Annotated in this window: 1 pseudogene; it reads left to right on the forward strand. The window is 68.1% G+C overall.

Features of this window, described 5'->3' with window-relative positions:
• Positions 1 to 12 precede the first annotated feature (12 nt).
• Positions 13 to 835 (forward strand): annotated as a pseudogene (locus ACFFQA_RS37980) (IS5 family transposase); the annotation flags it as partial.

Consider the following 835-nt stretch of genomic DNA (forward strand, 5'->3'; position numbering starts at 1 on the left):
CGCAGGCATGAGCTGACCGATGAGCAGTGGCAGATTATTGAGCCGTTGCTGCCGGTGTCGGGCGCGAAGGGCCGTCCTCGGGTGGATGACCGCCGTGTGATCAACGGGATGTTGTTCAAGGCCAAGACCGGGGTCGCCTGGCGGGATCTGCCGGAGCGGTATGGGCCGTGGAAGACGGTCTATAACCGGTTCTGGCGGTGGTCACGGAGTGGCACGCTCACGATGCTGGTGGTGAAGGCCCGGGTGATCGCTGAGGCGATCGACGAGCTCGACCGTGAGATCGCCGTGGACTCCAGCATCGTGCGGGCCCACCAGCACGCCGCCGGTGCTCGTCGCGCAAGCGCGTCCCACACGGGGGGCGGTCGGATCGTGGCGCGGGCACAGCGAGCCAGGTGATCATGCCATCGGTCGCTCCCGTGGCGGCCCCACCACCAAGATCCATCTGGCGTGTGATGGCCACGGTCGGCCGCTGTCGGTGGCGCTGACCGGCGGCAACGTCAACGACTGCACCATGTTCACCACGGTCATGGCAGGCATCGAGTTCCGGCGTCCAGGTCCAGGACGACCGGCCACGCGGCCAACCCGGGTGCTCGCTGACAAGGGCTACTCCAGTCGCGCCATCCGCTCCTATCTGCGCGCACGCCGCATCCCGGCCACCATCCCCGAACGCCGCGACCAGCAAGCCGGTCGGCTACGTCGCGGCCGGGCTGGTGGCCGCCCACCGGCCTTCGACCGCGTCGCCTACAAACGCCGCAACGTGGTCGAGCGCTGCTTCAACCGACTCAAGCAGTTCCGCGCCATCGCGACCAGGTTCGACAAGACCGCCACCTCCTAC

Source organism: Allokutzneria oryzae, assembly GCF_042429765.1.
GTDB lineage: Bacteria > Actinomycetota > Actinomycetes > Mycobacteriales > Pseudonocardiaceae > Allokutzneria > Allokutzneria oryzae.